Annotated in this window: 9 protein-coding genes; 8 read left to right on the top strand and 1 reads right to left on the bottom strand. The window is 72.7% G+C overall.

The annotated features are described in order from the left end of the window. Positions 1–169 precede the first annotated feature (169 nt). From Q6350_RS04445 to Q6350_RS04410, 8 genes are all read left to right on the top strand, one after another. Entirely contained in the window at positions 170–775 is a 606-nt protein-coding gene (locus tag Q6350_RS04445) for an NUDIX hydrolase (RefSeq protein WP_304602994.1), read from the top strand. 10 nt (positions 776–785) lie between these two features. Continuing rightward, entirely contained in the window at positions 786–2900 is a 2115-nt protein-coding gene (locus Q6350_RS04440; protein ID WP_304602993.1) for a DUF6049 family protein, read from the top strand. Further along, positions 2897–4630 (top strand): murein biosynthesis integral membrane protein MurJ, encoded by a 1734-nt coding sequence (murJ, locus tag Q6350_RS04435; protein ID WP_304602992.1) that lies wholly within the window; start codon positions 2897–2899, stop codon positions 4628–4630. Before Q6350_RS04440 ends, murJ begins: the two co-directional genes overlap by 4 nt. 91 nt (positions 4631–4721) lie before the next feature. After that, on the top strand, positions 4722–6542 hold the full coding sequence (locus Q6350_RS04430) for a hypothetical protein (RefSeq protein ID WP_305065450.1): 1821 nt from the start codon (positions 4722–4724) through the stop codon (positions 6540–6542). Between the two features lie 82 nt (positions 6543–6624). Further along, positions 6625–7638, top strand: a complete 1014-nt coding sequence (gene trxB, locus Q6350_RS04425; protein ID WP_304602990.1) for a thioredoxin-disulfide reductase — start codon at positions 6625–6627, stop codon at positions 7636–7638. 29 nt (positions 7639–7667) lie between these two features. Continuing rightward, positions 7668–8006 carry a thioredoxin gene (trxA, locus tag Q6350_RS04420; protein WP_304602989.1) on the top strand — a complete coding sequence of 113 codons (339 nt, stop codon included), beginning with the start codon at positions 7668–7670 and terminating at the stop codon, positions 8004–8006. Positions 8007–8256: 250 nt separating this feature from the next. Further along, entirely contained in the window at positions 8257–9492 is a 1236-nt protein-coding gene (locus Q6350_RS04415) for a PLP-dependent aminotransferase family protein (protein ID WP_171246786.1), read from the top strand. Between the two features lie 29 nt (positions 9493–9521). Further along, on the top strand, positions 9522–10514 hold the full coding sequence (locus Q6350_RS04410) for a D-alanine--D-alanine ligase (protein WP_304606430.1): 993 nt from the start codon (positions 9522–9524) through the stop codon (positions 10512–10514). Between the two features lie 571 nt (positions 10515–11085). Here Q6350_RS04410 and Q6350_RS04405 read toward each other — a convergent pair. Beyond that, complete coding sequence (locus tag Q6350_RS04405; protein WP_305065446.1) at positions 11086–12405, bottom strand: ParB/RepB/Spo0J family partition protein; 1320 nt, start codon at positions 12403–12405, stop codon at positions 11086–11088. Positions 12406–12411 lie beyond the last annotated feature (6 nt).

The following is a 12411-nucleotide window of genomic DNA, read 5'->3' as shown; positions in this document are numbered from 1 at the left end:
GGGCGAGCACACCGAGGGCTCGGCGCAGCAGCGCCGCGGGGGCGGGAGAATCTGGGGTCGACACGACTGCCTATCTTCCCAGATCCCCGTGCCCGCTGCGCGCCCGCCCCCGTCGTCCCCGGTCGGCGACGTCGTCAGGGCCAGCGGGTTCTCTCGGTAGGGTAGGTCCATGTCATCTGCGGTACCGGCACCCGGCGCTCCTGAGGAGCGCCCACCCGTGCCGGTACCGGTCCCCCCGGGCGGGCACCCCCTCAAGGTCGACCCGGCGCGGCTGCGTCGCCGCGCGACGGTGCCGAGCACCGCGGGAAGCACGGGCCATCTGCCGGTGGTCGACGAGACGTCGGCCGGCGGGCTGGTCGTCGAACGGCACGTCTCGGGTCACCGGGCCGCGGTCATCCTGCGGCGCAACCGCGCCGGCCGGCTCGAGATGTGCCTGCCCAAGGGTCACCTGGAGGGAGCCGAGACCCCGGAGGAAGCCGCGGTGCGCGAGATCCGCGAGGAAACCGGGATCCAGGGCACCGTACGCCGGACCCTCGGGGTCATCGACTACTGGTTCAGCGGGGAGGACCGCAGGGTCCACAAGGTGGTCCACCACTTCCTGCTGCGTGCCGACGGGGGCCTGATCACGGCGGCCGACGACCCGGACGGCGAGGCGGAGGACGCCCGCTGGGTGCCACTGACCGAGCTGCCCGACCGGCTCGCGTATCCCAACGAGCAGCGCCTCGCGGCGACGGCCCTGCACGTCCTGACCCATACCCCGGACCTGGTCGAGTGAGGCCCTGCGCGTGATCCACTCCCGGACGAGGGGCGCCCCCAGCCGCGCCCTGCTCCTCCTGCTGTCCACCCTGCTGCTGGTCGCCCCCCTGGTGCTCCTGCCGACCGTCCCGGCGTCCGCCCACGAAGACCTCACGACCGAGATCGTGGCGATCTCGCCGACGGTCGTCGGCCCGGACGACACCCAGGAGGTCACGCTCCGCGTCACCAACGACGGCGACAGCGCGTTCACCGGCCTCACCGCGGAGCTCGGGGTGGGCTGGCGGCCGGTCACCACACGGACCGAGGTCGCCTCCTGGTCGACGGCGGAGACGGGTCTGGCCGCGACCCAGCTGCGCGAGCAGCTCGACCCCCTGCCGCCCGGCGAGTCCCTGGAGGTCACGCTGACGCTGGACGTCGAGGACCTCCTCCTCGGGGAGAACGCGCCGTGGGGGCCCCGGCAGATGTCGATCCGCCTCCACGACGCCCGGACGACGCTGGAGACCCTGCACACGTTCATGATGTACGACCCGGGCCGCGGTGCCTCCTCCGCACGGCAGGGTGCTCCGGCGCCCGTCGCGCTCAGCGTGGCCGCGCCCGTGACCGGTCCGGCCTTCGACCCGGCCGCACCGGAGGACTACGCGGACGCGGTCGCGGCCTGGAGCGCGCCGGGTGCCCCGTACGACGAGCTCCTCGCGGCGGCCACCTCCGAGGTCGGCGCGCTCTCGCTCGCCGTCGACCCCGCCGTCGTGGCGACCGCCGAGCGGTCGGTCGACGAGGACGCCGCCCGGTGGGCCGACCGGATGCTCCGGGAGGGCGGTCCCGGTGTGGTCACCCTCCCCGTCGGCGACCCCGATCTGGCGGCGCTCGCCCATGCGGACGTCGACGCGCCGGACATCGCCCGGATCGCCGGGGGCCGGGAGGTGCTGCCCGAGGACTGGGAGGCGGCCGACGACTGGGGGCCCCGCATCGCCTGGCCCGCCGGGGTGGTGGACGCACCGACGGTCGCGGCCGCCGACGCCGCGGGCGCCCGGGCGTTGCTCGGCACGGAGGGCATCGCGCTGCCCGAGGCCCCGGGCTCCCTCGGCTCCGTGGCGAGCGGGTCCGGTCCGCTGCGGGTCGCCGTGCCGGACGCGACGATCAGCGCGGTGCTCGACGACGCCACGGGCTCCGGCGGTGCGGTGTCCGAGCCCGCCGCCACGGTGCAACGGCTCCTCGCCGACACGGCGGTGCTCGCCGCGGACGCGGCCGAGGCGGCGGCCGCCACCCCCGTCGTGGCGGCGCTGCCGCGGGGCTGGTCACCGGACGTCGCCACGTTCGACGCCGTGCTCGGGGCGTTGGCCGCGCAGAGCTGGGTCGAGCTCACCGACCTCGGCGAGGCGCTGGCCTCCGCCGGCGACGATCGGTCCGCCCGCGTCGCCGAGGAGGCGGTGACGGACGCCGAGCTGTCCCCCGGTTCCGTCCGCGGCCTGATCTCCACCTCCGAGGACGTCGCCGCCTTCGCCACCGTCGCCGCGGACCCGGGCACCCTCACCGCCGGGGTGGACCGCGACCTCTTCGCGCCCTTGTCGATCGCCTATCGGGACACCCCCGAGGCCCGGGCCGGCGCCGTGGAGCTGGCGCAGGCGAACGCCGCCCAGGTGCGGTCCGGCATCAGCGTCCTGGACCGGGCCGACGTCCTGCTGATCAGCGACGCCGGAGACCTCCCGGTCCGCATCCGCAACGACCTGCCCGTCGACACCCGCGTCACCGTGCGGCTGCGGCCCGACGACCCCCGGCTGGTCGTGGAGACGGTCCCCGAGATCGTCGTCCCGGCCGGCACCTCCCGGGACGCCCAGGTCCGGGTCCGGGCGATCGGTTCCGGTGACGTGACGCTCGCCGTCGAGGTGCTGGCACCGAGCGGTGTCGAGGTCGCCCCGCCCACCGAGTTCGCCCTGCGGGTGCGGGCGGGGTGGGAGACGGTCGGCACCGCCGTGATGGCGGCCGGTATCGGCCTGCTGTTCCTCACCGGCATCTGGCGGACCGTCCGCCGCGGACGCTCCGACCGCCGCACCACCGGCGAGCAGGTCGCCGAGTCCGCCGTCCCGACGGGCCGGACCACGACCGTCCCGCCCCAGGCCCCATCCCCGGAGGACACCGCGTCATGACCACCGATCCCCCTGAGCAGGGAGCACCCGACGCCACCCCCGCCGGACCCGACGACGCGTCCGGTCGGACGGCGGACCCGCACGGGGTGCGCAGGGCGAGCCTGGGCAAGGGCTCGCTGGCGATGTCGTTGGGCACGGCCGCCTCGAGGGCGTCGGGCCTGGTGCGCACGATGCTGCTCGTCGGCGCGGTCGGTGCCGTCGGGACGGTCGCCAACGCCTTCGACATCGCGAACAAGCTGCCGAACATGCTGTTCGCGCTGATCTCGGCGGGTTTCCTGCAGTCGGTCCTGGTGCCGCAGATCATGAAGGCGATGTCGGCGCGCAACGCCCGCGAACGCCTCGACAAGCTGCTCACGATCTCGGGGCTCGGCCTGCTGTCCGGCACGATCGTGCTGGTGGCGGCGGCGCCCCTGGTCGTGCACCTCATGACGCTCAGCGACGCCTGGACGCCCGAGGCCCGGCAGCTCGCGGTGGTCTTCGCCTACTGGTGCCTGCCGCAGCTCTTCTTCTACGGCCTGTACACGTTGCTGGGTCAGGTGCTCAGCGCGCATGGCCGGTTCGCGGCGTACGGCTGGGCCCCGGTGGCGAACAACGTCGTCTCGATCGTGGGTTTCGGCACCTTCATCCTGCTGTTCGGGCAGGCGCCCGACGCGGGTCTGGACGACGTGGGGGCCTGGACGACGGTGCAGACCCTGGTGCTCGCCGGCACCGCGACCCTCGGGATCGCCGCGCAGTCCGCGATCCTCGTGCCCGCGCTGCGCAAGGCCGGGTTCCGCTGGGGCTTCCGGCTGGGGCTGCGCGGCATCGGCCTGCGGTCGGCCGGCAAGGTGGTCGGCTGGACCATCGGCGCCGTCGTCCTGGAACAGCTCGGTGTCATCTACCTGACGAACGTCACCGGTGCCGCCGGCCAGCTCGCCGAGGACCTCGGTGAGGTCGCGGGCGGGCCTGCCGCCTACACCCAGGCGATGTCGATCTACCTGTTGCCCCACTCGCTGGTCGTGGTCTCGATCGTCACGGTGCTGTTCCCCCGGATGAGCGCCGCCGTCAACGCGGGCGACCTGCCGGGTGTGCGCCGGGACATGTCGCTCGGACTGCGTTCGGCGGGCATCTTCTCGGTCTTCTCCGCGACGGCGCTCCTCGTCCTCGCGTTCCCGCTGACCAAGGCGCTGCTCCCCTCCGCGTCCGAGCTCGAGGTGGAGGCGATCGCGCCGATCCTGCGGGCGATGGCGGTCGGGACCATCGCCCTCGGCGCCACCGTGCTGGTGCGACGCATGTACTTCGCCTTCGAGGACGGTCGCAGCATCTTCGTCATCCAGATCATCGCCACCGTCTCGCTGGTGGCCGGGTTGTGGATCGCCACGGAGACGCTGCCCTACACGGCGTGGGCGGCCGCGGCCGGCGGGTCCTTCGCCCTGGCCACGTGGATCTCCCTGCTGCTGCGCATCCGCGGCATGAACCGCAAGCTGCACGGTATGGACGGCGCCCGCGTGCTGCGGCTGTACGTCCGCGCCCTGCTCTCCGCGGCGGTCGCGGGGGGCTTCGGGTGGCTGACGATCCGGCTGCTGGACGCGTCGGCGTCGTCCTCGTGGGGCTTCGCGGTGCTGACGACGGCCGTCGCGGGCCTGGTCATGGGTGCTGCGTACGCCGGGCTGCTGAAGCTGATGCGGGTCCGGGAGCTCGACGACGCGCTCGCCCCGATCCTGCGTCGCCTCCGCCGGGGACCCGCATGACGGGTCTCTCCCTCTACCATGGTCGGCAGGAACGCCCCGCCGGACCGTCCCGACGATCCACGCTCCCCCACACCACCACGGAGGCCTCCAGGTGACCACCGCCCAGCCCGGGACCGTCATGGTCGACCGCTACCGGCTGAACCAGCACGCCGCCACCGACCTGGCGGCGGCCGAGGCCTGGGAGGCCCACGACCAGATCCTGGACCGTCCGGTCCGCGTCACGTTCGTGACCGGCCCGCAGGCGCCGGCGGCGATCGACGCCGCCCGCCGCGCCGCGCTGGTGGCCGACCCACGGCTGTGCCGCGTCCTCGACGTCGGCAGCACCGACCTCGGCACCGGCGAGGTGTCCTACGTGATCACCGAGCCGTACACCGGGGAGTCCCTCACGCAGATCGTCTCGCGCGGCCTCGTGGACGCCCAGCAGGCACGGGCGCTCATGGGGGAGGCGGCCACGGCCCTGGAGTCCGCGCGTCAGCGGGGCGTGCACCACCTGGCGCTGCGGCCGGAGGCGGTGCGGGTCGACGGTCACCGCGTCGTGGTGACCGGGCTCGGGATCGACGCCGGGCTGGCCGACGCCGAGGCGGCGGGGAGCGACGCAGCGGCCCGGGACGCCCGCGGTGTCGTTGCCCTGGGCTACTACGCGCTCACCGCGCGGTGGCCCGGCGAGGCTCTGGACGTGAGCTGGATCGCGCCCGACGCCGTGCGACCGCTGCCCGCCCAGACCGGCCCGCACGGGGTCCTCGGGGTCTCGGAGCTCGTGCCGCACGTCGACGAGCAGATCGACGAGCTGGTGCGACGGACCTTCGGTGACGAGGGCCAGGCGCCCGCCGATCCCGGCGAGGTCGTCGCCACGCTCGAGCCCTGGGGCCAGGTCTCCGTCCTGGGATCCCTGCCGCAGTTCGTCCAGCCGACGCCGGAACGCCCGGTGCGCTCGTCCGTGCTCGGTGCCGGCAGCCCGGCCGGCACCGAGAGCCTGCCCGGGACGCCTCCGCCCGCTCCTCCGGTGCGCCGGCCCTCCAGCGGCCGGATCGCCCGGGGTGCGGCGATGGGAGGCGCGGCAGGCGCCGCCTACGGTGCCGCCCAGGGCGGCTACGCGCAGCAGCCCACCCAGGCTCAGCCCCCGGCCTACGGTCAGCAGGCTCCCTACGGCCAGGCCCCGGCCGCCGCCCCGGGGCAGGTCCCCCCTCCGCCGCCGGGAGCCGGGTACGGCCCGGCGGCCGCCGGGAGCCCGACCACGGGCTCCTTCGACTCGACCGCCGCCCCGCGTCGGCGCGGCGTGAACCCCACGCCGATCGTTCTGGCCATGATCCTCGTCGGCGTCGTGATCGCCGCCGTCTGGGCGGTGAGCCAGGCGCTCAGCCCCTTCGACGTCACCACCGTCGCCGAGGACCCGTCCCAGGAACCGGCCCCCGCGGCGAGCGAGGGCACCGACGGCAGCAGCGGCGAGGGCGGCGAGCCGGAACCGACCGAGTCGGAGAGCCCCGAGGTCCGGCCCATCATCGAGGCCGGCAGTGAGATCGACCCGCTCGGCAACGGTGAGAAGCCGGAGAAGGTCGAGTTCGCCTTCGACTCCGACCCGTCGACGTTCTGGCACACGTACACCTACGAGAACGACCCGGTCTTCGGGGGCTTCAAGGAGGGGCTCGGCTACCAGGTCGAGCTGCGCGAGCCCGCGCCCGTCACCGAGATCGAGCTGAACACCAACAGCGAGGGCGGTGCGTGGGAGCTCCGCCGTGTCGGGAGCGACGCCCCGGAGAACGGCGAGGTTCTCGCGTCGGGGTCCTACTCGTCCGACACCGTCATCGAGCTGGACGAGCCCGTCGTGATGGACGGTTTCGTGCTGTGGACCTCCGAGCTGCCGACCTCCGAGGGAGAGTTCCGCCTCGAGCTCAACGAGATCACGGTGTCCTGACCCCTTCGGAATGTCCCGGGGGTATCGCATGTTGCCACCAGGTGCCGGCCTCCGACCGGATCCCAGACTTCCAGGAGAGATTGTGACCGACCAGTCGAACAGCCAGGACGCCCCGGTGCGCGACATCGTCATCGTCGGGTCCGGCCCCGCCGGGTACACCGCGGCGATCTACGCCGCCCGCGCCGGACTCGCCCCCGTCGTGGTCGCCGGCTCCGTGACCGCCGGCGGCGCGCTGATGAACACCACCGAGGTCGAGAACTACCCCGGCTTCCCGCCCGGCATCCAGGGCCCGGACCTCATGGACGCCATGCGTGAGCAGGCCGAACGCTTCGGCGCCGAGATCCTCTGGGACGACGCCGAGACGCTCGAGCTGGACGGCGAGATCAAGACCGTCGTCACCGGCGGCGGGAAGACCTTCCGCGCCTACGCCGTCGTCCTGGCGACCGGTTCCGCCTACCGCGAGCTCGGCCTCCCCGCGGAGAAGAAGCTCTCCGGGCGGGGCGTGTCGTGGTGCGCCACCTGCGACGGCTTCTTCTTCCGCGACCAGCACGTCGCCGTCGTCGGCGGTGGCGACTCCGCGATGGAGGAGGCCACGTTCCTCAGCCGTTTCGCGTCGAAGGTCACGATCGTCCACCGCCGGGACGCGCTGCGCGCCTCCAAGATCATGGCCGACCGCGCGATGGCCGACCCCAAGATCGACTTCGCCTGGAACAGCGAGGTCGTGGGGATCGACGGCGAGGACAAGGTCTCCGGGCTGCGGCTGCGGGACACCGTCACCGGCGAGGAGCGCGACCTGGACGTGACCGGGGTGTTCGTCGCGATCGGGCACGACCCGCGCAGCGAGCTGCTCCAGGGTCAGGTCGACCTCGACCAGGACGGCTACGTGCTCGCCGAGGGCCGGTCCACCCGGACCAACCTCCCCGGCGTCTTCGCCTGCGGCGACCTCGTCGACCACACCTACCGGCAGGCGATCACCGCCGCCGGGTCGGGGTGCTCCGCCGCTCTCGACGCCCAGGCCTACCTCGCCGACCTCGCCGACATGTCGGAGACGGACCCGGAGGAGCTTCCGGCCGCCCTCGACAGCGTCGCCGGCTGACCCACCGCTCCCCGACCGAAGGAGACACCATGCCTACCGTCGCCGTCACCGACGACACCTTCCAGACCGAGGTTCTCGAGTCCGACGTCCCCGTCCTCGTCGACTTCTGGGCGACCTGGTGCGGTCCCTGCCGCATGGTCGCCCCGATCCTGGAGGAGCTCTCCGACGAGTACGCCGGCCAGGTGAAGATCGCGAAGCTCGACACGGACGCGAACCAGGCCACGACGATGGCCTACGGCATCACGTCGATCCCGACGCTGAACATCTACCACGGTGGCGAGATCGTCAAGTCGATCATCGGTGCCCGTCCCAAGCGGGCCCTCACCGAGGAGATCGAGGGCGTGCTCGCCTCCGCCCCCTCCTCCTGACACACCGTCCCGACCTCCGGGGCACGACGTCCAGCGGCCTCCCCCGTCCTCGACGGGGGAGGCCGCTGTCGTCCCGGCTCGCGGCCCGGGTCCGACCCCGCGGCCACGACCGCACCGTGGTCCGCTCACGGGACCTTCACGGGTGGCGTGGGACACTGGCGAGGTGACTGAGCAGAACCGCCTCACCGAGCAGACCTCCGGCACGCGCCTCGACCCCTGGTTCGGCGCGTACGCAGAGCGGACGCGCGGGATGCGAGCGTCGGAGATCCGCGCACTGTTCTCGGTCGCCAACCGCCCCGAGGTCGTCTCCCTCGCAGGTGGCATGCCCTTCATCGAGGGCCTCCCCCTCGACGTCATCGGCGAGGCCATGGACCGCCTGATCCGCACCCGGGGCACCCGAGCGCTCCAGTACGGTTCCGGGCAGGGCGAGGAGTCCCTGCGCGAACGCATCACCGAGGTCGTCGCCATGGAGGGCGTCGAGGCCCACCCCGACGACATCACCGTGACCACGGGATCCCAGCAGGCACTGGACCTCGTCACGCGGATCTTCATCGATCCCGGTGACGTCATCGTCGCCGAGGCACCCTCGTACGTCGGTGCCCTCGGCGTCTTCCGCTCCTACCAGGCCGACGTCGTCCACGTGGAGCTCGACGCCGACGGTCTGGTTCCCGCGGCCCTCGAGGCGACGCTGAGCCGGCTCGCGGCCGAGGGGCGCCGCGCCAAGATGCTCTACACCATCCCGAACTTCCACAACCCCGCCGGCGTGACGATGTCGGTGGAGCGCCGCCCCCAGATCCTCGAGATCTGCCGCCGGCACGGCGTGCTCGTCGTGGAGGACAACCCGTACGGTCTGCTCGGCTTCGAGGACGACCCCTACCCGGCGCTGCGTTCCTACGACGCCGACGGCGTGATCTACCTCGGCTCCTTCTCCAAGACCTTCGCCCCCGGCTACCGCGTCGGCTTCGTCATCGCGCCGCACGCCGTGCGCGAGAAGCTCGTGCTCGCCTCGGAGTCCGCGATCCTGTCGCCCTCGAACGCTTCGCAGCTCGCGGTCGAGACCTACCTCGACACCTGCGACTGGCGAGCACAGATCAAGGACTACCGGGAGATGTACCGCGAGCGTCGCGACGCCCTGGTCGGTGCGCTCGCCGAGCACATCCCCGCCGCGAGCTGGAACGTACCCGTCGGGGGGTTCTTCGTCTGGGTGAAGCTGCCCGAGGGGCTGGACGCGAAGTCGATGCTGCCGCGTGCCGTCACCGAACGCGTGGCCTACGTCCCGGGCACGGCGTTCTACTTCGACGGCCAGGGCTCCGACCACATGCGGCTGTCGTTCTGCTTCCCGACCCCGGACCGCATCCGGGAGGGCGTGCGTCGCCTGGCGACGGTGGTCAACGCCGAGTCCGAGCTCGTGCAGCTGTTCGGCACCACGGCCCAGCCCGACGACGACCCGACGGACGTCGAGATCCCCTCGCCCGACCTCGCGTGACCCATCCAGCCTCTGAGGTGACCACTCGCATGACTGCCCCCGCGCCCGACGCCGCCACCACGACCGTGTCGTCCGGAAGTGTCGGACCTGTCGTGATTCTCGCCGGCGGGCTCTCCCACGAGCGCGACGTCTCGGTCCGGTCGGGCCGCCGCGTCGCCGAAGCCCTGCGGGAGGCCGGCGTCGAGGTCCAGGTGCACGACGTCGACGCCGACCTGCTGCGCTTCCTGCGGGAGACCGAACCGGCGCTGGTGTGGCCCGTGCTGCACGGTGCGAGCGGTGAGGACGGGTCTCTCCAGGACGTGCTCGCGCTGGTCGGGGTACCCACGGTCGGCACCGGACCTCGCCGCAGCCGCCAGGCATGGAGCAAGCCGGTCGCCAAGGCCGAGCTGCTCCAGGGCGGCATCAGCACCCCCGACTACGTCACCCTGCCCCAGGCGCTCTTCCGCGACCTCGGCGCGCAGACGATCCTCGACATGATCGTCGAACGTCTGGGTCTCCCGCTCGTGGTCAAGCCCGTGCAGGGCGGCTCAGCACTCGGCGTCACTCGCGTGGACGAGGCGTCGCAGTTCCCGCGGGCGATGGTGGACTGCTTCTCCTACGGCGACACCGCCCTCATCGAGCGGGCCGTGGACGGGATCGAGGTGGCGGTGTCGGTGATCGACGGTCCGGACGGCCTCGAAGCGCTCCCGGCGGTCGAGATCGTCACCAGCGGGTCCTACGACTACGACGCCCGCTACAACCCGGGCCCCGTCGAGTACTTCACCCCCGCACGTCTCGACGCCGAGGCCAGTGCCCGGGTCGCCGACGTCGCGCTCCGGGCGCACGAGATCCTCGGGCTCAAGCACCTGTCGCGGACCGACATCATCCTCGATGCGGACGGCACACCCCACGTGCTCGAGGTCAACGTCTCCCCCGGCCTCACCGAGACCTCGTTGCTTCCCCAGGCGGCCGCGGCCGCCGGCTACGAGCTGCCGACCCTCTACCGGCGCATCGTCGAGCACGCTCTGGCTCCGACGCACTGAGTGCGGGCCGCCGGCGGTGGGCGGTCGCGTTTGCGCGCCGCTGACCGGCGGGTGCTGATCGGCGGTCGTTGGCCTCTCGCCTCTGGCGTCTGGCCTCTGGCCTCGTGGCATGTTCCACGTGGAACGAGCGCGGCCCCGGATCTGCCGAGGGACGGGCCCATACCCTCCTGCCGCTGCCGCGTCGGCCGACGCGGTCGGGCGCGGCGACCTCGTGCCGCCTTCCCTCTTCACACGCCACGTCCGGCGGCTTCTCCGTTCCTCGCCGCATCGCTCACCGGGGTGGCGCTCCGCATCGTCGACGGCACGGCGTTTCACGTGAAACGGCCTGCCCGCCACACACTCCTGCCTCCACCGCCCCCTACCGGGCGTGAGGCCCGGTGACAAACCCTTCCCCCACCTCCGGAGGACTGCGAGGTGGGCGCATCCCGGCGCGGCGACGGAGTGCCGTCGAGGCCCGGGGAGTCAGGACGCGAGGCTGATGCCGCGGGACGCGAGAGCGCGGATGGGTGGACACACCAAGGCCCGGGTGCCGTTTCACGTGAAACGGCACCCGGGCCTGAGTTCTGCTCGCCTACTCCGACGGTTTGAGCACCCCGGGGTCCTCCGGCGCCATGACTTCCAAGATGCGGTTGAGGTCTTCGACCGAGGCGAACTCGACCGTCATCCGGCCCTTCGTCTTGCCGAGGTTGACCTTCACGCGGGTCTCGAACCGGTCGGACAACCGGGAGGACAACTCGTCCATCGCTTCGACCCGCTGCCCGGCCCGAGGCTTCCTGCGACGGGGCGACTCGTCGTCCCCGGACTGCTTGAGGGTGACGATCTCCTCGGTCGCACGGACCGAGAGACCCTCGGAGACGATCCGTTGTGCCAGGCGCTCGATCTCGGCGCCATCAGACAGGCCGAGGAGTGCCCGGGCATGGCCGGCCGACAACACGCCCGAGGCGACACGTCGCTGGACGAGCGGCGGGAGACGCAGGAGCCGCAGGGTGTTGGAGATCTGCGGCCGGGACCGAGCGATCCGAGCCGCGAGCTCGTCATGCGTGCAACCGAAGTCGTCGAGGAGCTGACGATAGGCCGCGGCTTCCTCCAGCGGGTTGAGGGCGGCCCGGTGAAGGTTCTCCAGCAGTGCATCTCGCAGCATCTGGGAGTTCTCGGTCTGACGCACGATGGCGGGGATGGTCTCGAGCCCCGCCTGTTCCGCTGCGCGCCACCGCCGCTCACCCATGATCAGCTCGAAGCCGCCCGCGATCTCCGGATGAGGACGCACGACGACCGGCTGCAGGACACCGATCTCACGGATCGAGTCGACGAGCTCGTCGAGCTCCCCCTCGTCGAAGACCGTCCGCGGCTGTCGAGCGTTCGGGCGGATCGCCCGCAGGGGAACCTCGGCGAACCGTGCTCCCGGCACCGGGAGCAGTCCGTCTCCGTCGGCGGCCCGATCAGACGGAACCGTGGCCGACCGCTCGCGGTCCCCGGAGTCGGTCAGGACCGCCGACGCAGGATCATCCGAGGCGTCGTGCTCCGAGACGGCGAATGCCGGGGTACGGAGCGTCGCCGAGTCCACCGCACCGTCCCGCCCCGGGGCGCCGATCGTCTCCCCCGACCAGCCGGCGTCTGCCTCGGGAGCGCTCGTCACCGATCGTGCCGACGACGCGTTGATCGACAGTCGGCCACCGGCGATCGCGGAGTCCCACGAAGCCGAGCGACGCCCCGACCGGGCACCTCCCCCCTCCTCGGGGTCCGCAGCACTCTCGGCGGACGTCGTGAGGACGTTGGTGTTCCCGCTCTCCTCCGCACCGGCGAAGAAGACGTCGGTCGGCTTCTCCGGGGCGGGGCCCTGGGGAATGAGGGCACCGAGTCCGCGGCCTAGTCCGCGCTTCTTCTGGCTCATGCTCCA

It is taken from the genome of Isoptericola sp. b515, from assembly GCF_030588125.1.
In the GTDB taxonomy this organism is placed as follows: domain Bacteria; phylum Actinomycetota; class Actinomycetes; order Actinomycetales; family Cellulomonadaceae; genus Isoptericola; species Isoptericola sediminis.
The sequence above is the reverse complement of the archived record's forward strand: the minus strand, read 5'-3'. Positions and strand labels throughout refer to the sequence as shown.